This window comes from Pseudovibrio sp. Ad5, assembly GCF_001623095.1.
In the GTDB taxonomy this organism is placed as follows: Bacteria; Pseudomonadota; Alphaproteobacteria; order Rhizobiales; family Stappiaceae; genus Pseudovibrio.
Genome location: NZ_LMCH01000008.1, coordinates 93,738 through 114,235, shown reverse-complemented (window position 1 = coordinate 114,235; position 20,498 = coordinate 93,738). Strand labels below are relative to the sequence as shown.

20 protein-coding genes and 2 tRNA genes are annotated in these 20,498 nt (G+C 50.6%); 11 read left to right on the top strand and 11 right to left on the bottom strand.

Features of this window, described 5'->3' with window-relative positions:
• Positions 1–52: 52 nt before the first annotated feature.
• Genes PsAD5_RS05665 through PsAD5_RS05650 form a run of 5 tightly spaced genes read right to left on the bottom strand, consistent with a single transcriptional unit; the run spans position 53 to position 3,985 of the window.
• Positions 53–823: a hypothetical protein gene (locus PsAD5_RS05665; RefSeq protein WP_063291378.1), complete on the bottom strand. Its 771-nt coding sequence runs from the start codon at positions 821–823 to the stop codon at positions 53–55.
• On the bottom strand, positions 823–1,890 hold the full coding sequence (locus tag PsAD5_RS05660; RefSeq protein ID WP_063291377.1) for a Rieske 2Fe-2S domain-containing protein: 1,068 nt from the start codon (positions 1,888–1,890) through the stop codon (positions 823–825). The genes PsAD5_RS05665 and PsAD5_RS05660 overlap by 1 nt, the downstream gene beginning before the upstream one ends.
• Positions 1,887–2,054 (bottom strand): hypothetical protein, encoded by a 168-nt coding sequence (locus PsAD5_RS27980; protein ID WP_159096913.1) that lies wholly within the window; start codon positions 2,052–2,054, stop codon positions 1,887–1,889. The genes PsAD5_RS05660 and PsAD5_RS27980 overlap by 4 nt, the downstream gene beginning before the upstream one ends.
• Entirely contained in the window at positions 2,054–2,323 is a 270-nt protein-coding gene (locus PsAD5_RS05655) for a hypothetical protein (protein ID WP_057462859.1), read from the bottom strand. The genes PsAD5_RS27980 and PsAD5_RS05655 overlap by 1 nt, the downstream gene beginning before the upstream one ends.
• A 45-nt stretch (positions 2,324–2,368) precedes the next feature.
• Positions 2,369–3,985, bottom strand: coding sequence for a glutamate synthase-related protein (locus tag PsAD5_RS05650; protein ID WP_063291376.1), 1,617 nt, complete (start codon positions 3,983–3,985; stop codon positions 2,369–2,371).
• Positions 3,986–4,508: 523 nt separating this feature from the next.
• On the opposite strand from PsAD5_RS05650, the gene mog reads away from it, so the two are divergent.
• Entirely contained in the window at positions 4,509–5,033 is a 525-nt protein-coding gene (gene mog / locus PsAD5_RS05645; protein WP_057462860.1) for a molybdopterin adenylyltransferase, read from the top strand.
• Between the two features lie 5 nt (positions 5,034–5,038).
• Here the strand turns inward: mog and PsAD5_RS05640 are convergent, their stop codons facing one another.
• Complete coding sequence (locus tag PsAD5_RS05640) at positions 5,039–5,623, bottom strand: nitroreductase family protein (RefSeq protein ID WP_063291375.1); 585 nt, start codon at positions 5,621–5,623, stop codon at positions 5,039–5,041.
• A 211-nt stretch (positions 5,624–5,834) separates the two neighbouring features.
• On the opposite strand from PsAD5_RS05640, the gene PsAD5_RS05635 reads away from it, so the two are divergent.
• On the top strand, positions 5,835–7,055 hold the full coding sequence (locus PsAD5_RS05635) for a dipeptidase (RefSeq protein ID WP_063291374.1): 1,221 nt from the start codon (positions 5,835–5,837) through the stop codon (positions 7,053–7,055).
• A gap of 70 nt (positions 7,056–7,125) precedes the next feature.
• Here PsAD5_RS05635 and PsAD5_RS05630 read toward each other — a convergent pair.
• From PsAD5_RS05630 to PsAD5_RS05610, 5 genes are all read right to left on the bottom strand, one after another.
• Positions 7,126–7,202 (bottom strand) — tRNA-Arg (locus tag PsAD5_RS05630).
• 74 nt (positions 7,203–7,276) lie between these two features.
• Positions 7,277–7,353 (bottom strand) — tRNA-Arg (locus tag PsAD5_RS05625).
• Between the two features lie 191 nt (positions 7,354–7,544).
• A complete protein-coding gene (locus tag PsAD5_RS05620; RefSeq protein ID WP_208988502.1) occupies positions 7,545–8,984 on the bottom strand; it encodes a sensor histidine kinase in 1,440 nt (479 codons plus the stop codon).
• A gap of 238 nt (positions 8,985–9,222) precedes the next feature.
• Positions 9,223–10,668 (bottom strand): dihydrolipoyl dehydrogenase family protein, encoded by a 1,446-nt coding sequence (locus PsAD5_RS05615; RefSeq protein WP_063286800.1) that lies wholly within the window; start codon positions 10,666–10,668, stop codon positions 9,223–9,225.
• 40 nt (positions 10,669–10,708) lie between these two features.
• Positions 10,709–11,485 (bottom strand): TVP38/TMEM64 family protein, encoded by a 777-nt coding sequence (locus PsAD5_RS05610; RefSeq protein ID WP_057462864.1) that lies wholly within the window; start codon positions 11,483–11,485, stop codon positions 10,709–10,711.
• Between the two features lie 445 nt (positions 11,486–11,930).
• Between PsAD5_RS05610 and rpmH the strand changes: the two genes are divergently transcribed.
• From rpmH to dapD, 9 genes are all read left to right on the top strand, one after another.
• On the top strand, positions 11,931–12,065 hold the full coding sequence (rpmH, locus tag PsAD5_RS27530) for a 50S ribosomal protein L34 (protein WP_082596783.1): 135 nt from the start codon (positions 11,931–11,933) through the stop codon (positions 12,063–12,065).
• A gap of 62 nt (positions 12,066–12,127) precedes the next feature.
• On the top strand, positions 12,128–12,532 hold the full coding sequence (gene rnpA, locus PsAD5_RS05605; protein WP_208988501.1) for a ribonuclease P protein component: 405 nt from the start codon (positions 12,128–12,130) through the stop codon (positions 12,530–12,532).
• Between the two features lie 49 nt (positions 12,533–12,581).
• Positions 12,582–14,393, top strand: a complete 1,812-nt coding sequence (yidC, locus tag PsAD5_RS05600; protein WP_063291372.1) for a membrane protein insertase YidC — start codon at positions 12,582–12,584, stop codon at positions 14,391–14,393.
• 162 nt (positions 14,394–14,555) lie between these two features.
• A complete protein-coding gene (gene yihA, locus PsAD5_RS05595; protein WP_057462867.1) occupies positions 14,556–15,206 on the top strand; it encodes a ribosome biogenesis GTP-binding protein YihA/YsxC in 651 nt (216 codons plus the stop codon).
• Positions 15,207–15,489: 283 nt separating this feature from the next.
• Entirely contained in the window at positions 15,490–16,416 is a 927-nt protein-coding gene (locus PsAD5_RS05590; RefSeq protein ID WP_063291371.1) for an EAL domain-containing protein, read from the top strand.
• A gap of 146 nt (positions 16,417–16,562) precedes the next feature.
• Positions 16,563–17,450, top strand: coding sequence for an acetylglutamate kinase (argB, locus tag PsAD5_RS05585; RefSeq protein ID WP_063291370.1), 888 nt, complete (start codon positions 16,563–16,565; stop codon positions 17,448–17,450).
• A 114-nt stretch (positions 17,451–17,564) separates the two neighbouring features.
• The gene (locus PsAD5_RS05580; RefSeq protein WP_063291369.1) at positions 17,565–18,263 is read left to right on the top strand and encodes a pyrimidine 5'-nucleotidase; all 699 of its coding nucleotides are present in this window, start codon (positions 17,565–17,567) and stop codon (positions 18,261–18,263) included.
• A gap of 191 nt (positions 18,264–18,454) precedes the next feature.
• On the top strand, positions 18,455–19,348 hold the full coding sequence (locus PsAD5_RS05575; RefSeq protein ID WP_063291368.1) for a LysR substrate-binding domain-containing protein: 894 nt from the start codon (positions 18,455–18,457) through the stop codon (positions 19,346–19,348).
• Between the two features lie 110 nt (positions 19,349–19,458).
• Positions 19,459–20,310, top strand: a complete 852-nt coding sequence (gene dapD / locus PsAD5_RS05570) for a 2,3,4,5-tetrahydropyridine-2,6-dicarboxylate N-succinyltransferase (protein ID WP_063291367.1) — start codon at positions 19,459–19,461, stop codon at positions 20,308–20,310.
• Positions 20,311–20,498 lie beyond the last annotated feature (188 nt).

Genomic DNA, 20,498 nt, shown 5'->3' with positions numbered 1-20,498 from the left:
CTGTTTTTGGACGGCAAACTGCTTCGCCGCCGTAAGTGCTGTCTCCGACAAGCTAGAGTTGTTTAGCGCTGTCCAGATTCACCTTGAAGATCATCAGGTCATCCCGGCGCTCGACCTCACCTTCCAGTGAAATCAGTAAAGCAACCCAATCTTCAACCTCAGTAGTCAAAGGCTCACCATTTTCGTCAGCCAACACGAAGAATTCACTTCCCATAAGGGGGGGAGAAGTCACAAAAACGGGAGGGATACCGCCAATGATGCAGAGATTTGCGCATGCTTTGTGGGCTAATCCAACACCCGGACGCATTGCGCCATTGTAGCATTTACCATCACAAATCTCACCGGTTAGCCGCCATTTGCCCAAATGCTCTGCTGGTGCTGGTGTAAAATTTTGGACCGGATTTTCTGCAGCGCGAAGAGAGACCTTGCCTCCAACCTGCAACATATCGAGATCGCCACGCTTCAGCAGAATGCCACCAGCATCAACAGGTTGTCCGTCCAAAGGGCCAGCAAGTTGCTGCATGCCGCGTTTGCCAATACCAGAAATCAGCATGGCATGCGGCTTGTCACGCCCACCTTCTCCAGCAGGAAGCCGGAGTAGTGGGTAAGGTTTTGCATCTACATAGCCTGTAAACGTTTGATACCCAGCGCCCCAAGCAAAGCGCGCGTCACCCGGATCAGGAACAGACGAGCCAATACCAAACGCCACGCCTGCTGCTGCGCCAACAAGAATTGCAGAGATTAGGAACAAGAAGCCTTGCAGGCTCTTTGGTGGCTTTTTCGCCCAACCGATAAAGAAGGGATCTGGTTTCTTCTTGGCCATTAGCTTCCCTCCGCCATTATCGGAGAAACAATAGGTTCAACATACGTTCCCGGTGGCAGAGCCTCTACGTTCAGCCACAAACGACCGTTTTCCAATTTGAGCCGATAAGTGGAAATTTTCTCTGTAAATGGAGGTGGAGATTTTCCATCTTCCAGACGGTACTGATAACCATGCCACGGGCAGGTCACACAGCCATAGACAATCTTACCTTCTCCCAAAGGTCCGTTCTGGTGGGCGCAAACATTTGAGATCGCAGAGAGCTTCTTGCCATTTCTGAAGATCGCTACGCGCTCATCATCGGTAATGGAGATAATTCTTGCCCGCTTATCAGGAACATCTTTTGGATCACCTACATCCATCCACGTGCCGCTGTCATCCATCGTATTCTGTTGCGTATCAAAGAGGTGCTCTTTTCTTGCAGCAAGCAAGTGTAAGGTGGCGACAAGCGCGACAGACGCACCGACTGCAGTGGTCATGAAAGGACCGGCAGCACTCTGCAATGCACCGAGTGCAACATGGGCAACAACCAGCGCATAAGCCAGATAGATCCCCATATGAAGTGTCTTCCAAAGCGTAGGCTTTAGGAAATGCAGCCAGAAATCATGACTTGTAACTGCGAGAATGGTCAGGATCAGAAGGGCAAAGACGCCGAGGATTTCAAAAGGGAACCCCAAAAAACGGTCGAAGCTGGTATTTACAATGAAGACTGAGACGTAACGATTAATTGGCGAGAACGCATTGTACCAGCCAAGAATGTTGTCGACATGGAAGTAGGCCAGCACGCAAGTGATCACGCCCAAGTGACGGCGGTTATAAAGAAGCGGCAGGAAGCGCTTGTCCAGCCGAGCTAGTGGCCCGATACATAGAATAAATGTGAGTAGGAAGAAGACACAGGTACCAAATGCCTGAGCTTTGTAGATATCCCAATCAATCGGTCTTGTGACTGTCTGGAACATCGGCGCAATGTAGATGTAGATACCCAGATATGCGCCAACAGTTGCCAAGACGACGGCATCATAGACAAATTTTGTACGGTTCCAGATTACCGGTACATATTTAACACTCACTGGTTTGCCTCCAGAGCCGACTTTGCTGTGTCATCAAGGGGAACAGGCGGCTGTTCGTGCGTTCCTGTTGGACGCATCAAAAGCGCTAGGCCCAAAACGAGAGGAATCAGAATGGCCAGAATGAGCCAAATGGTGCGGTGGGCTTTTCTATAGGCACGTTGCATTACTTCTTGGCCTCCTGCTCTTCGTGGAGTTCTTTTTCTTCTTTATCGAGCAAGATCTTTTCACCGGAGCGTTCCAGCGCAATCCAACGTACAATGACGATCGGCCAAAGCAGGATCAGCCCCGGGATGATTTGCAGGCGGAAAAGAAAAGCTCCACGTGCGGCAAGTTCCACGCGCCCAAGGCCAAAACTGATAAAGGCCAGTGCGACGACAAGACCAATCACGCAGTAAATTTGTGCAATCAGAATAATACCTTCAGCAACAATCATTTCTGCACCCTACTGATTTTGTGCTGCCTTTGATGGCAGGGAGAATTAGTCATTGGGGCCGTGCCCTGCCCAGTTGATACCTGCAAGCTCCGACATTTCCTTCTTCCAACTTGTAATATCGTCGATAGAAAAATCGGAGATATGCGCATGCCCGCAAGCCCGGGCCATCACCTTCATCAGTTCAACAGAGGCCGTGAAAAACTTCTCCAAACGCTTTGCAGACTTTTCAACTTCCAGACGCGCGACCAGATGGTCTTTCTGGGTGGCAATACCGACTGGGCAGTTGTTGGTGTGGCATGCCCTCATGGCGATACAGCCGATAGCCTGCATTGGCGCATTCGCCAGGGCTATGGCATCGGCACCCAAGGCCATTGCTTTCACGAAATCTTCCGGTTTGCGAAGACCGCCGGTGATGACAAGCGTTACATCTCGTTGACCACTACGATCCAGGTGACGACGCGCTCTCGCCAACGCCGGAATGGTTGGAACAGAGATATTATCTCTAAACACGAGCGGAGAAGCACCAGTGCCACCGCCACGCCCATCGAGGATAATGTAATCAACGCCAACTTCCAGGGCGGCATCGATATCTTTCTCGATATGCTGCGCAGACAGCTTGAACCCAATTGGGATCCCGCCAGTCTTGTCGCGCACTTCATCTGCAAACTTGCGGAAATCTGCTGGTTTCATCCACTCAGGAAATCTTGCAGGCGAGATAGCGCCCTCTCCCGGAGGTAGTCCCCTCACCGCTGCGATTTTCTCAGTCACTTTCGCAGCTGGGAGGTGTCCACCAGTTCCGGTTTTGGCAGCCTGCCCGCCTTTGAAATGGAAGGCCTGAACTTTTTCCAGCTGATCCCAAGAGAAACCAAAACGTGCAGAAGCTAATTCATAAAAGTAGCGTGTGTTTTCTGCTTGCTCTTCTGGGAGCATCCCACCTTCACCAGAACAGATGCCTGTGCCAACGCTCTCTGCTCCGCGAGCAAGTGCAATTTTGGCGGGTTCTGATAGTGCTCCAAAGCTCATGTCTGAGACAAAGAGCGGGATTTTCAGGTGTAACGGCTTCTGGGCCTTGGGGCCGATAACAATATTAGTTCCAACGGGTTCTTCATCCAACCGCGGCGGCTTTTGCAGCTGCGCTGTCAGTATCTGAATATCTTCCCATTGAGGTAGCTCTGTTGTCGGCACTCCCATCGCTTCAATTGCGCCATGATGGCCCGTCTGCTTCAAACCTGCCCTTGCGTATGTCTGAATCAGTTTGTTATGAGGTTCTTCTTCCGTACCATGAAAATCTGCATACTCACCCAGATAGGCTTTGCGGAAATAGGGTTGCGGATTGTCCTTAGCCCATGCCTTCACTTCATCTTCATCAACATAGATGTTGCCGTCTTCAACGAAATGCGTGAATTTTCGCAGGCACTCTTTGTTGTCATAAGCGCTGACGCCGGAATTCAGGCGATAATCCCACTGATGCAATCCACAAATCAGATTGCGACCTCTGACATATCCATCAGAAAGCAATGCACCGCGATGGAGGCAACGACCGTAGAGGACGGAGATGTCCTCATCGAACCTTACGACAACGAGATCCACCTCGCTAACAAGTGCATGAGCAGGCTTACGATCTTCAAGTTCATCTAATGCAGCAACTTGCACTTTACGCATTAAGCGGATTCCTTACGCTTTGCAGCCCAACAGCTGTTTGAGTGCATTTCAAAATTCAGATCGCCAAGCTATTCTACGTACTTACCCATATCTGTTCTATTTAGCACAGCTGCAGAGTACATGTCCGAAACATCCCGGCGCATCAAAGTTGTAAGCTGAGAATGTCTTAGAATAACTGCACATGACCTTACCCAAAGTTAGTATCGGACTTGCAAGAGACCATTACTGTTACGGGTAAAATGCATCTCAATCTGTTGCAGCTTCTCCCCCCGGATTACGTAGATAACATCCTAAAAACTTCAGTAATGACGGGATAGTAACGTTTAAACAAAGAAGCGTCAGTCTATCAAAATACACAGTGAGAAACACATGGGGAGTAGATGGCAAACCTTGAAAGGAAGCCAGCTCTCTGCTGGCCTGAAAGAATAAGAGGACAAGGAAAGTAGCAGGTAATTAATGTTTGAACCCAAGCATTTCCACGCTTACTCTCGCAGCAAATCATCCGTGTCTATGAGAGATATCCATGAAGATTGCAGCTGTTACCATCTCCGATCGCGCCAGTGATGGAACTTACGAAGACAAAAGTGGCCCAGCTATTCTCGCATACCTTGAAGAAGCTGTGACCAGTCCCTGGGAGCCCATCCATAAGATCATTCCGGATGGAATCGAAAGCGTCAGCACTACTTTGAAGCAATTGGCTGATGAAGATGGTATCGACCTGATCCTTACAACAGGCGGAACAGGCCCCTCTCCTCGTGATCTGACTCCAGAAGCTATGGAACTGGTAATGGAAAAAGAGCTTCGCGGGTTTGGTGAGTTGATGCGACAGTTGTCCCTGAAAGAAGTGCCGACAGCAATTCTTTCACGTCAGACAGCTGGCATTCGGGGCAAAAGCCTCATCATCAACTTGCCGGGTAAACCAGCCAGCATCAAAACCTGCCTTGATGCAGTGTTTCAGGCGGTGCCGTACTGTCTTGATCTGATCGGTGCAGGGCGTATTGAAACGGACCCAGATGTGATTGTGGCGTTCCGCCCAAAAGCGAAGTAAGCGCGTTATTCCGGCACCCACGTTGAGTGAATTTCCTGAGCTTCTTGTCTACCCTTGGCAGGCCTTGCTTCGTCAACCTTACCAAGAGAGATAAAGCACAGGAATTCCTCGTTTTCTGAGAGACCCAGTCCTTTATGGAAGGCAGAGGAACGCGCACTGTCACCACTGGTAATCCGGGATGCATACCCCATTGCGTGAGCTACAAGCACCATGTTTTGCAAAGCTGTTCCCGCTGAGAGCATTTGCTCATATTGGGGAATACGGGTCTCATCCGAACCGTGAAAACATCCGATTAAAACCAGAAGTACAGGCCCTTTATGCGCTTTTTCCCTTGCACGGGTAAGCGCTTCTTCGGTTGGGTCATCTTTTACTTCTTCAACGGCTTTTACAAACAGATCTCCCAGATCATTGCGTGCGTCTGTCGGGATCTCCAAAATTCGGAATGGATGTAGATGCCCGTGATCAGGAGCAGCTGCAGCGGCCTCAATTATCAGCTTCATTTCTTCTCTATTCGGCCCGGGAGCTTTCATGAGCTTAAGAGATGCAGATGTACGCGAGCGAATGGTCTCGACCAGTTGCTGAGCATTCATGATAACGCCTTTCGCCTTTAACTGTTTATAGAACCGATGAAATTAGCTCTCATATTACCCAGAAGTGTTGTCTGCCTACAAGGAGATACGCAACACGCCTGCACTGGGACGGGAGCATCTCTCGGCTAGAGTATCTGGACAAACATGCGATTTACCTTAAGGTAAATCAATATTTCTGGGTCAGTGACTACAAACGTATTGGGCGTGTATTATGGGTATCTCTTATTTAAAGGTTGGTTTAGGTGCCGTTGTGATTGTTGCGGCAGCTGGATACGGTATCATTCGGTCTGGCTACGTTGCCCAGTATGTTGATCAATCCCAAAATCACGTTGTCGAACACGCTTCCTATTCCATCAGTGCAGATGCACAGGCTTTACACGATAGGCTACGGATTGCGGACCTTCACAATGATGTTTTGCTTTGGGGCCGGAACATATCGCAGGAATCGTCGATCGGTCACTCAGACCTGCCGCGCTTCAAAAAGGGTAATGTTGGTGTACAAATCTTCACCAGCGTCACCAAGTCCCCCCGTGGACAAAACTACAAGAAGAACTCAGCTGAGGCCTTTGACAACATCACTTTGCTAGGTTGGCTGCAAAGCTGGCCTTCTAGCGCACTGAATAAGCTTTCTGAGCGTGCGCTGTTGCAAGCACAGCGCCTTTACGATCTGGAGCAGAAGCATCCAGAGGAAATTACTGTTGTCCATAATAAAGAAGAACTGGAAGTTGTCCTCACAGCCAGAGCCCAAGGCTCTAGAATCATTGCTGGGATCTTAGGCACAGAAGGTGGGCATGCACTGGATGGTGATATCAAGAACGTGGATCGGCTTTATGAGGGCGGATTGCGGTTGATGGGCCTCCAGCACTTCTTCGACAATAAACTGGGTGGCTCTCTCCATGGCCAATCCAAGGCAGGTCTCACGGACTTTGGCAAGGACGTGGTACGGCTTATGGAGAAGAAGGAAATGATTGTTGACGTTGCTCACTCCTCTCCAGCGGTGATTGAAGACGTACTGGCAATAGCGACACGACCGATTGTCGTTTCTCATACAGGCGTAAAGGGGATTTGTGAGACGCCTCGCAATCTCACGGATGATCAAGTCAGAAAGATTTCAGCAAAAGGCGGGTTGATTGGTATCGGTTTTTGGGATGCAGCAGCTTGCGACATCAGTCCACAGGGCGTTGCAGCTTCAATTGATTATGCTGTTTCAATTGCCGGTATCGACCATGTGGCGCTGGGATCTGACTTCGATGGCTCCGTTACGACTGCCTTCGATACATCTGAATATGCGGTTCTGACACAGGAACTTTTGAAAAAAGGTTTCACAGAAAAACAGATCGCAGCTGTGATGGGCGAAAACATCATCAGGTTTTTGCTGGAAAATCTTCCACAAGGGCAGAGCGAAGAAGAAACTCTCGCATCAAGCAATTGAATGCTCGAAGAGTTTAGTAAGCACAACTCATCCATAAGATGAAGCAGCTAAATTTTAAGGGAGAGAATATTGGCGCACCGGGGAGGATTCGAACCCCCGACCCCCAGATTCGTAGTCTGGTGCTCTATCCAGCTGAGCTACCGGTGCGCTGTTTCTTGCGAACAAGAATTATGTATCGGCCTAGTGCTATCTAAGCCACCTACTCTCTAGAGAAGAGTAAATGGCGCACCGGGGAGGATTCGAACCCCCGACCCCCAGATTCGTAGTCTGGTGCTCTATCCAGCTGAGCTACCGGTGCAGGCCGCGTTCCCTGCGGAACGGGGGTCTATGTAGCCGCCTTACTGGACCTTGGCAAGCGCTTTAGAGAAGTTTTTTAAAGTGATTTTGCGTTTTGGGGATAACAATTTCTGACTATCAGAACAAAGACGTAGGGCATTGCAGCCTAAACGTGAGAAAAGCTGCACTTGCACAGTACAGCTTTTCTAGAGATTAGCCCTTGCTGCTGTTAGCAGGGAATAGTCTCGTAATTTTTTCAGTCGCTTGTGCCCCATGCCGGTATGGCAACTGGATTTTGAAACAAGCCCCGGTCGTCACCTCTTTCTCCAATGTGATCTTACCTCCGTGCGCCACAACGATCTCTGCTGCAATCGCCAGACCCAATCCTGTTCCGCCAACTTTGCCGGATGTCTGGAAGGCTTTGAACAATCCCTCCTGAGCTTTTGCAGGAATACCTGGTCCCGTATCAGAGACATAGATAGACAGCATGTCGTCTTTAACCTCTGAATGGATCTCAATCCTGCAAACAACACCAGACGCGCCTTTGGACGCTTCCATCGCCTGCACCGAGTTCCGGCAGAGGTTGAGCAGTACGCGGAATATTTGTTCAGGATCTGCTTCCAACTCCTGCGTCTCCGGTACGCTGACATGCATCTCTATGCCGTCAGCGTATCTGGACAGGCCAAGAACCTCCTCCACATCGCGTAGAACCGATGCAAGGCGGATGACACGTAGCTCAGGAGCAGCTTCCTGTGCCTTGCCGTAGGACAGCACTGCACTGGTGTAGGCGGCCGCTCGGTCAAGCGTCGCAAGAATCTTGGGTGCAACACGTTGTACGGTCGGGTCCGGCAATAACTCCAGCCTTTCAAGGAACAACTGTGCTGATGCCAGCAAATTCCGCATGTCATGATTGATCTTGGAAACAGCTAGTCCCAACGCTGCCATACGGCGTTGCTGGTTCAATGTCTGGTTCAGAGACTTCTGCATGGACTGCAGCTGCATTTCAGCCTCACCCAGCTCATCCGTACGTCCGCTTGGCTTGATAATCTCCCGAGCGTTCTCAGGGGATTCAGCAAACCGCATCATGGAGCCAGTGAGCCGCTGCAAAGGACGCAACAGCAATGACCGAATGGACAGGTAAACGAGCGCGGCTGTCAGGCATGAGATGAGGAGAGATAACTGCAGAATGTTCAGAGCATACTTCTGCAAATCGTCTCGCAGCAAAGATGCTGGGAAGACCATATCCACTCTACCGCCTGAGCGCATATCAATATCGCCGATGACGCGTATCTGGCCGGTTCGCGTTCCAGTCAGAAACTGAAGGCTGCATCCGATCGCATCCCAGGGAGAATCTTGTGTCATGTCAATCGTTTTGGTGACGTTCATTTCTGAACTCTCCATAGCGATCAAATTACGACGTTCTCCAAAGGCAAGAGAGATGGCCTGCGCACCAGTTGCTTCCAGTAGTTTGTGCTGGACCTGCGGAGACAGTGTCTCACTTTCTGACAACAATGTCGCAGCAACACCGCCGACTGCCAAACGGTCACTTAGCCAAGTGTTACGATAATTTGCAATTGAAGGTACGAAAATAAGAATTTCGCTGAGCATGACAAACGAGATCGTCAACATCAGGAGTTTGCCAGAGAGTCCCATGCCCCCGCGAAATAATCTGCGGTGTTTGCCTTTCGGAGTACCATCCGAGTTCAATTTTTTCGGTGTGACCTCTGTATCAGAGGTCACTCTCCCATTATTTTGAGCCATCCACCTACCTGATGAGTTGGTACACAATGATCGTGCAGCGCAGATTGTTGTTACGCGCTATGCCTTACTCATTTTTAGCAGATGACGTGTGTCAAGCAACACACTTCTCTCACAGCTGATCACAACTGCGTCATCCAAGCTTTCTCAGAAGCGCCAGAATTCTGCGGACCCATGGATTTTTGGGGGCATCCGCATAATACGTAAGTGCAGCCCTACGAATTGCTTCATTTAGTGTCGGGTACGGGAGGACCACTCCTAAGAGAGCGCCGACCTTCAACTTTTGAGAGATCATCAAAGCCAGCAGACCAATCTGTTCACCAGCGCCTGGGCCCACAATAGATGCTCCAACGAGCTGTCCTTTTCCGTTAGTCAGGAGCTTAACCTGGCCCTTACCTTTGCCTTCAGCAAGCGCTCTGTCGTTTCCGGAAAACTCTGCGGTCAAGATTTTCAGTTTATCGCCCAGCTGTTCGCGTGCCTGCTGCTCTGAAAGACCGACCTGCCCAATCTCAGGCTCAGTGTAGGTCACTGCAGGCATTGTTATGTTGTTATGGTTGACTGGCATCCGGAACAGGATTGAACGAATGACGAGTGACGCATGTGCGCCTGCTGCGTGTGTGAACTGCGGTCCACCGGCGACATCACCGATCGCATATACTTTACGGTTTGTGGTGCGTAGCCCGTCATCTGCTTTGATGCCTTTGCGGCTATACTCAATACCAGCGGCTTCCAAACCAAGAGAAGAGACGTTCGGGGAACGACCTGCCGCGATCAGCAGATGTGTGCCTTCAATGGTTCCTTCTGCTTCATCATCAACTTTAATAGCGACTTTTACGCCAGTGTCAGTGCGTTCAACACTGTTGACCTTGGTGTTTGCAAGGATCTCAACACCTTCGGACTCCATTTTCTGGATAACTTGAGCTGCATGAGCAGGATCGGTCACCGCCAGTGGACGTAGCGCTTCGATGACTGTGACACGGCTTCCCAAACGACGGTGAGCCTGTGCCATCTCCATGCCGATTGGCCCTGCGCCAATAATGATCAGGTGCTCTGGGCGTTCTTTCAGTTCAAACAGGTTTTCGTTGGTCAGGTACGGTATGTTTTCAATACCAGGGATCGGAGGGACCGCAGCGCTGGAGCCCGTGGCAATGACAAAGCGGCGTGCTTTGATGGCCTGCTCACCGACTTTGACGGTATCTGCGGAAGTAAACTCACCTGCGCCCTGAATGACGTGCACACCCAAGCCTTCGAAGCGTTCAACAGAGTCATGTGGAGCTATGGTGGCGATAACATCATGAACGTGATCATTCACCTTAGAGAAATCAATCTCAGGCTCTTGAGCACCAACGCCAAACTTTTCTGAGGACCGAAAGGTAGCGGCAGCTTTACCAGCTGCGATAATTGCTTTGGATGGGACGCAGCCATAATTCAGACAGTCGCCACCCATCTTACCCTTTTCAATCAGGACAACATCCACGCCAAAGGCTGCTGCAGCTGCCGCGACTGAGAGGCCGCCCGAGCCAGCGCCAATAACACAGATATCCGGGGTCAATGTTTTTGCATTATTGTTATTTGTCATCGAGAAAGTCCGTAATTTCGAAATTGATCTGGTCTGAGATTTATTTGCCGCGAAAACGCTGAACAATCGGCGGAATGAGCGCTACCAAACCTAGCGCTGCAAATGCCCAAATCAGCTCAGGCGTAATGAGTGCGGAAATCTCCACTTCACATGTACCAGCAGCCGAACAACCCGGATTTGCCTGCTCTTGCGCCAGGATCACACTATCCAGACCAGCCCCAACGAAGGCATAGGCGAAAGTGCCTGGAATGATACCGACGAATGTTGCGATCAGATATGTGCTCAACGGAACATGGAACAACGCAGGCGCAATGTTGACGAGCCAGAACGGAAACACTGGGGTGAGACGCAGAAAGAGTAGGTAACTGAACGCGTTCTTACGGAAACCCTCTGACATTTTATCGAGGAACGGCCCTGCTCTTGCTTTGAGCGTTGCACCAACCGAAGTTTTTGCAGCGATGAACAACAGTGCGGCACCAATTGTTGCTGCCAGAACGGTGAGCAAACCACCGAAGAACCAACCGAACAAAAAACCGCCTGCGATTGTAAGCAGGGATGCACCCGGGAAAGACAGAGCAACCGCAAGTGTGTACACGACGAAATAGATCAGCGGGGTCAGGATTGGGTATTCGGCCAGATAGCCAGAAAGCAGTTGCTGATTTTTGATCAGGTTGCTGATTGTGATTTGCTGATGCCAGCCTTGAGAGATGCCATAGGCGGACACGGCAAGGATAACAAAGAGTAGTCCCCAGCGTTTGATGAAGCCCAAAGCTCCCTCGGCTGGTGACTTGTTATCATTGTGTTCCGTGATTCCCATGTGCTTTTCCTTAGATGGTTTCAACGTTCAGACCTGAAAAGAACCGAAACCTCAGTGTTCTTGCCTAGTCTAGACTGAATAGGTTACTATGTTTTTTGCAGGCTCAATCGCCTAATGAATTGATGTCTTACAATTTTCATACAATCAGAAAGACCTCCGGTGTTATCACAGGTTCGTGCGTTACCCGTAGTTTCACTCTGTTTTGAATGAGGGGTAACGGCTCTACACGAGGCTGTGAGGCAATAAAGAGTCAGGATATCGTAGATTCCGGCACAGCAATTATTGACTTGAAGCACGCACACTAATATAAGCGCCGACGAATAGGAGTGCGGATCCCCTGCGCAAAGTCCTGCAACTTGAATAAAGTCGCGGTGACTTCGGGGAGAAGACGCACAATCCAAATTAACGTTTAAGTTGGAGCCAACGGCTCTGCTAGGGTAATAAAATGAAGCGTACTTTCCAACCGAGCAACCTTGTTCGCAAGCGTCGCCACGGCTTCCGGGCACGTATGGCAACTAAAAATGGCCGCCAGGTACTGGCACGTCGTCGTTCTAAAGGCCGTAAGCGTCTTAGCGCTTAATCGCGACGTTGCGCGGCGGCATTCACTTCATATCCATTGAACAAAAGTTCCGCCGCAAAAACATGAAAACACTCAAAAAGCGCTCCGAGTTTCTTACCGTCGCAAAAGGCGGAAGGACAGCTCGGCGCGCTTTTGTGCTTCAAGCGGCTAAAACCCGCAGTGATGGCGACCCTCGAATGGGTTATACGGTCACCAAGAAAACCGGAAACTCTGTTGAGCGCAGTCGAATAAAGCGCCGACTTCGAGCCGCTGTTGCCTTTCTTGATTTGGATATCGCCCAGATAGGCGCTGACTATGTTCTGGTTGGCAGGAGAGCTGCACTTTCACAACCTTTCGAAGATCTTCTGAAAGACCTCATAGGCAGTGTAAGAAATGCGTTCAAGCCTCGTAAACCTCGCCCTATCCGATCAAAACCGAACTCGCTGGCAAATTCTAAACCTCCACATGATAAAGTTGAGGCCAACTGACCAGTGATGACTATTTATTCCACCCTTTTGAAAATGAGTGATCCAGTCGATGAACGATAATCGCAATATGATCGTAGCGATCGTAATGTCGCTGGTTGTGCTATTGGGCTGGCAATATTTTATTGCCGGACCACAGTTAGAAGCTCAGCAGGAAGCGCAACAGGCGCAGCTGGCAGACGATGCACAACAAGCCGGTTCCAGCTCACCCGTTGCACTGCCTGAAGGTGCATCCGGTCAAGTGGCTGCTCCTGGCACCGATAGCGGGACCGCGGCGCAATCATTCGTCAGTCGCGCACAAGCACTGGCTGCATCTCCTCGCCTGACCATTGACACCCCTAGCCTCTCCGGCTCTGTCAATTTGCAAGGCGCGAAGCTGGATGACCTTCGCCTGAATGACTACCGTCAGACACAGGCCAAGGACAGTGAAACTGTTGTTCTTTTCTCGCCGAAAGGCAGCCCAGAGCCATACTACGCTGAGCATGGTTGGGTTGCGGATCCAGGTGCACAGGTTAAGCTTCCGAATGCTGAAACTGTCTGGACTGCAGAGACTTCTGGTAACCTGACACCGTCTTCCCCTATCGTTCTGAGCTGGGACAATGGCGAAGGGCTGGTGTTCAAGCGCACTTTCTCCGTCGACGAGAACTACATGTTCACTGTTGACCAGGAAGTGCAGAACAGCACTGGCCAGAACGTTCAGCTTTATCCTTATGGTTTGATTGCGCGTAACGGCGAGCCAGAAACCGCTGGCTTCTTCGTACTGCATGAAGGTCTTATCGGCGTTATCGGCGAAGAAGGCCTCCAGGAAATCAACTATTCTGACCTGATTGAGGATGGAAGCATTCGCCCAGGTCGCGCTAACACGGGTTGGCTCGGCTTTACTGATAAGTACTGGGCTGCAACACTGATCCCAACTCCGGGCACTGAGTTCCAGCCAAACTTCTCCTACAACGCCCGCACTCAGAACTTCCAGAGTGACTATCTTGGTGACGCGGTTCAGATAGCTGATGGCACTAAAATCACCAGCTCATCACTGCTCTATGCAGGTGCAAAAGTTACCAAGCTGATCGAAGGCTATCAGGCATCCTACAACATCGAAAGCTTCGATCTCATGATCGACTGGGGTTGGTTCTACTTCCTGACCAAGCCGATGTTCTGGGCAATTGACTGGCTCTATTCTCTGGTTGGCAACTTCGGTGTCGCTATCCTGCTTGTGACCGTTATTGTGAAGGCCCTGTTCTTCCCGCTGGCAAACAAGTCCTACGTCTCCATGAGTAAAATGAAGCTCGTGCAGCCGCAGATGACTGAGATCCGCGAGAAGTTCAAGGACGACAAGCAGAAACAGCAGCAAGCCATGATGGAGCTGTACAAGAAGGAAAAGATCAACCCATTGGCAGGGTGTTTGCCGATGGTCATTCAGATCCCCGTCTTCTTCTCGCTCTATAAGGTTCTGTTCGTTACCATCGAGATGCGTCATGCGCCATTCTTCGGATGGATTCAGGATCTTTCTGCTCCAGACCCAACCACAATCTTCAACCTGTTCGGCTTGATCCCTTGGGATCCGCCAAGCTTCCTGATGATTGGTGTCTGGCCTCTGATCATGGGTGTAACCATGTTCCTGCAGATGAAGATGAACCCAGCACCAGCTGAGCCTGCACAGCAGATGATCTTCAACTGGATGCCTGTTCTGTTCACCTTCATGCTGGCAACCTTCCCAGCTGGTCTCGTGATCTACTGGGCATGGAACAACACTCTTTCTGTTGCACAGCAGGGAATCATCATGCGTCGTCAGGGCGTGAAACTTGAGCTCTTTGATAACTTGAAGAGCATGTTCAAGCACAAGCCTAAGGAAGAAAGCAAGTAAGCTTTCCTCTTTGAATAAGACTTCGAAAACGCGGCCTCAGGGTCGCGTTTTTTGTTTGGGGTTAACACCTTTTGTGGTGAAGCTTCACCGTAGCAAACATTAAGGCTGCGCTTTGGAAAACAGCACTCGACCAAATCGAGATTGCAGGTTAAAAGGCAGGGCATGAGCTCAGAAAAAGAATATTCAGCAGAACAACTGGAGGCGGGACGCCTTCTGTTTGCGCGTCCTTGGGATTTTATTACCAGTGTGAAAGAGATGCATCAGCTTCCTGAGCTGGATGGTATCGAGATCGCGTTTGCCGGTCGCTCCAACGTTGGTAAGTCCAGCCTGATCAACAAGCTCACCGGTAAGAAAACGTTGGCTCGTACATCCAACACACCTGGCCGGACCCAGATGCTGAACTTCTTTGGAGCAGAGCACTCCATCCTCAAGATTGTCGATATGCCAGGCTACGGGTACGCTGAAGCACCAAAAGGCATGGTCGATGCGTGGACATCACTTATTTTTGACTATCTACGCGGTCGAAGCACCTTACGCCGTGTGTTCTCTTTGATCGACTCACGTCACGGCATCAAAAAGAACGATCTTGATGCCATGGCGATTCTGGACAAGTCCGCTGTGCCTTATCAGGTCGTGCTTACCAAGGCAGATAAACTGAAGCCAGGGCAACTGCAGCGTATGAAAGATGAGACGCTGAAAGTACTCGCGAAACGTCCTGCTGCACACCCGGAAGTCATTGCCACCTCTTCAGAAAAAGGCAACGGTCTGGATGAACTGCGCGCAGAGATCGCGCAGCTGGTCAGTTACGGCTAATCAATTGCAGGTGCAGGGCTCATATTTCCCTGCGCCTTCCTCTTTCGGACAGCGGCCCCACAAACATATCCAACACCCCTTGTCCATCCTGCAATTTCCAAAACTTCCCTTGTTCTCACGTTTTGCTGCCTTTTCCCCAGCCCGCCTTAACCTCTTCTTGACCTAGGGTCAATTTACCCCCCGAATATAGACAGACCGTCGTCGAAGGGGAGGTCGTCGAATGTCTGAAAAAGACAAACAAGATTACGATCACAGTGCTAAAATCAGTCAAAGGGGGTGATGTATGTGTGCAACTCCGTACCTCCGTCATCATTGGGCTCTTGTACCTGAGCATATCATTACCAATGCGTTGACCTATGTTTGGCGTTTCATTCATGCGCTACCAACGCTGCTGTTGGCAGGGCTGAATTTGAAGAAGTGGTACAAAGCACGCCAGCTTGGGCCTACCCCACTGGAGCGTTCACTGATTTCTGCCTACCTCCGTGATGAGTTCGTGCTCCATTATCAGCCAATCGTCCGTGTGACAGATCGCAAGCTGGTTGGGGCTGAGGCTTTGATCAGATGGGAGCACCCTGAGAGTGGCTTGTTGCCCCCTTCCCGTTTCATCACAACCCTGTGCCGCAGTTGCCTTGGAAAGGACGTCGGTTACTGGGTTATCCGTGAGGCCTGCAAAGCACGCAGCGGATGGAGCAATCTTGTTGATCCTAGTTTCAAGATCTCCGTGAACATTTGCGGCAGGATGTTTGTTGACCAATACATCGTCTCCCGCATTCAAAAGATTTTACAGGACACTGGCACCCCCGGGCATTTCTTAGAGCTTGAAGTTACAGAACGAATTGATCTGGACAGGGCACCACATGCCATGGAGAACATGCGCGAGCTGCAGGAGATGGGTATCTCAGTGGCCTTTGACGACTTCGGCACTGGCTTTGCCTCTATGAAACACTTGTTGGATTGCCCAGTTGACCGGATCAAGATCGACCGCAGTTTTCTATCTGGAGTGCCAACCTCTGCTGTTCACAGCACTGCTTGCGCTCATCTGATTGAACTGGCTCACTTGCTAGACATGGAAGTGACGGCTGAAGGTGTTGAAACGGAAGAGCAGATGCACTTGCTGGAAAGCAGCGGCTGCACCAATGCTCAGGGCTTCTTGTTCTCCCCTCCAGCGGGTGAAGACGGTTTTGCAGATTATTTACGCGAGAGGCATTAGACAATTTCCTCGATTACTTGAGTAAATCCACGCAGGTGGGGATGACTGAACATTTGTGACGTGTTCATAATGCGGCTATATACTTCACACGCAGTCCGTGTGATTTGCGTATCAGTCCTTTGTCTTCTCCAGGTGTACAAATCGCTATGAGTTTCTCGGAATCCAGTAATCGTGCGCACGTCATTGCCCAAGCTCTCCCTTATATGCAGCGCTATGATGACCGACGTGTTGTTGTAAAATACGGCGGCAATGCCATGGGAGATGACTCCCTTTCCCGCGCTTTTGCCCGAGATATCACTCTGTTGCGCCAATCTGGTGTTCATCCGGTTGTTGTTCACGGCGGTGGTCCTCAGATCGGCTCTATGCTTGATCGTCTCAACATCAAGAGCGAGTTTAAAGGCGGCCTTCGTGTGACGGATCAGGCGACCGTTGAGGTTGTCGAGATGGTGCTGGCTGGCTCCATCAATAAAGGCATTGTGGCAAGCATCAACCGCGAAGGTGGGCGCGCTGTTGGCCTTTGCGGCAAAGACGGCGACATGGTCACTGCACGCAAACTGCACCGCAAGCACCGTGATCCAGATTCCAAAATCGAAGAGGTTCTGGATCTTGGATTTGTTGGCGAGCCGGAAGCTGTGAACGCCAAGGTGCTTGAGTTGATCCTTGAACGTGACCTCATTCCTGTTGTTGCTCCTGTTGCGCCGGGTCGTGATGGTGCGACTTACAACATCAATGCAGATACATTTGCAGGTGCGATTGCTGGCTCTTTGAACGCCAAACGCCTGCTGTTCCTTACCGACGTTCCGGGTGTTCTGGACAAAGACGGCAAGCTTATCAAGCAGCTGACCCGTGCCGGTGCCCGGGCTCTTATTGAGGATGGTACAATCTCCGGCGGCATGATCCCGAAGGTTGAGACCTGTCTCGAGGCCCTTGAACAGGGCGTTGAAGGCGTTGTTATTGTTGACGGAAAAGTCGCCCACGCCGTTCTTCTGGAACTCTTCACCGACCACGGTGCTGGTACTCTGATCGTACCTTGATAATTGATACAGGGAGGCGAAAGACGCTCGCCTCTCTTGCTATCCTTATTCTTTCCTGTTTTGCTTGGTATCAAACAACACTTATCGGCATAGCTGATAACTGAACGGATAAGCATGACCAATTCCCCATTTGCCAGCGTTGAAAGCTGGGTTTTCGATCTGGATAATACTCTCTACCCTCACCATTCAAATCTGTTTGATCAAATCGATCAGCGGATGTCTGAGTTTGTACAAAAGCTCACCGGAAAGCCGGTTGAGCAGGCGAGAGAGCTTCAGATCTCCTATTACAAAAAGTATGGAACCACACTTCGTGGTTTGATGCTTGAGCATCACATTGAGCCCGATGAGTTTCTTGAATACGTGCATGACATTGACCACTCTGTGCTGGACCCAAATCCTCAGCTTGCAGATGCGATCAACCAACTGCCGGGCAAGTGCTACATCCTGACAAACGGAACGCGGAAACACGCGGAATCTGTTGCCAATCGTCTGGGTATCACACAGCACTTCGAAGACATCTTCGGGATTATGGAGGCCGATTTAGTTCCAAAACCTGCTGAAGCAACCTATCAGCGTTTTTTGGATAAGAACGGCATTCTTCCGCAGAAAGCGGCCATGTTTGAAGACCTTTCACGCAATCTGGTTGTTCCAAACTCTCTTGGCATGCGCACTGTTCTTGTTATTCCGGACGGAACACGTGAGGTTTTCCGCGAAGATTGGGAGCTTTCGAGTGGCAGCGAGCCTCACGTGGATTTTGTGACAGATCATCTGGATGGCTTCCTCTATAATATCCTAGGGGAACTCAAGAATTAAAGAATTTCCATCAAAACACGAAGGTGCCCCTGTTTCGCATCTCAAACTCCTGTAGGGGCAGTTTCGACCAAAAATTGCATTTTTTACGCATAATAAGGCGCAAAGAGAAAAAATATCACGATCGTCTAGACGAATGCCTTTTTTCCCTTTATTGAGATTAATTCAAGAACTCATAAGGAAGGGCATTCGTCATGGTTTCACTGCGCGCGCTACACGCATTTTCACTGCTGGCCAAACACGGCCGAGCAGCTCGTGCCGCAGAGGATCTTGGCGTTACACCATCAGCCCTGACGCACCTGCTCCGATCATTGGAAAATGAACTTGGCGCCGCGCTGGTTATTCGTGATGGCCGCGGACTTGCCTTGACTGAAGAAGGGCAGCGCCTGTCCTCCAATCTTGGCAACTCGTTTGACCAAATCGAGCACGCTGTTGAGGCGTTCCGGCGCAGAAGCCGGACTGAGTTGCGCATTTCTACCCTTTCTACAGTTGCAACACGCTGGCTTATTCCGCGGTTGCCGGACTTTCAGGAAAAGCATCCGGATATTGAGCTGCTGATCTCGACGAGTATGCGCGTCGTGGACCTTGACCGAGAGTCCTATGATTGCGCAATCCGATTGGGGGATGGGGCCTGGCCGCATGTTGAGCGGCACCAACTCTGGCAGGAAGATCTGGTTGTTGCGTTTGCTCCTCAGTTGAGTAACGGCGATCCGAACCCTGACATCAAGCTGCTTGATAAGCTGAAATTGCTGCATACCTCCTCCAGACGTGAAGACTGGCCGCGTTGGTTGAATGGCACTGGCCTGCCTCATCCGGATCAGACCTCTGGTGCGATGTTTGAAAGCCGGAACATGGCTATTCAGGCTGCGGTTGCGGGCATGGGTGCGATTGCGATTGATACCCGCTTTGTTGAACAGGAAGTGGCAGCTGGTCATCTGGTGGTTCCGGACTGGCCACGCCTTTCTCTCGAAAGTGGCTATTGGTTTGTACGTAATGCGAACCGTCCTTTGACCCGTCCAGTATCTTCCTTCCACAAATGGTTAATGGAACAATCCCAGCAGCCATTCAAGGCACATGAAGCAACCTAAATTGATACATGAGACAACCGGAAGTCTGAGAGTATTGACTTCTGGTTGGGGCTTGCGTACCCCTCGGTAGCTCTAATTCGAAACCCATTAATTATGAGAGTCTGCCGCCAATGAGCCAGATTGATCTTGCTGCCCTTGAGGCCACCATCAACGCTGCATTTGATGACCGTGAGAACATCAGCACCGACACCACAGGTGACGTGCGTGATGCAGTAAACACCGCACTGAACCTTATGGATCACGGCAAGCTGCGCGTTGCGGAAAAATCCTCTGGCGACTGGGTTGTTAATCAGTGGGCCAAGAAAGCTGTTCTGCTTTCTTTCCGCCTGAACCCAATGCAGATCATCAAAGGCGGTCCAGACGAGGCTCCCTGGTGGGATAAAGTTCCTTCCAAGTTTGATGGCTGGGGCGCTATCGACTTTGAAGAAGCTGGCTTCCGCGCTGTTCCAGGTTCCATTGTTCGTCGCAGTGCATTCATCGGCAAGTCCGCTGTTTTGATGCCTTCCTTCGTAAACCTTGGTGCATTCGTTGACGAAGGCACAATGGTTGACACATGGGTGACTGTTGGTTCCTGTGCTCAGATCGGTAAAAACGTTCACCTTTCCGGCGGCGTTGGCATTGGTGGTGTTCTTGAGCCACTTCAGGCTGGTCCGGTTATCATTGAAGACAACTGCTTCATCGGTGCTCGTTCTGAGGTTGTTGAAGGTGTTGTTGTTCGTGAAGGTGCCGTGCTTTCCATGGGCGTGTTCATCTCCGCAACGACCAAAATCGTCGACCGCACGACCGGTGAAATCTTCTACGGTGAAGTTCCTGCGTACTCCGTTGTTGTTCCGGGCTCCATGCCAGGCAAACCGCTTCCAGACGGCACTCCAGGTCCAAATCTGGGCTGTGCGGTTATCGTGAAGCGTGTTGATGCACAGACCCGTGCGAAGACCTCTGTGAACGATCTTCTGCGCGACTAAGTTTTAGATCAGATCTGATCGATTAAAGCCGGGGCGATTGCTTCGGCTTTTTTCTTGACTACCCGGTTCAAGTTCCACGTGTTTAAACGCACCTCTTAACCTAAAAACCGGCTCTGTTAGGCTATGAACACATTACCTCAAGATGCTTGTTGCTTCGCTGGAACGCATGAGTATATTGCGCTTAGAAT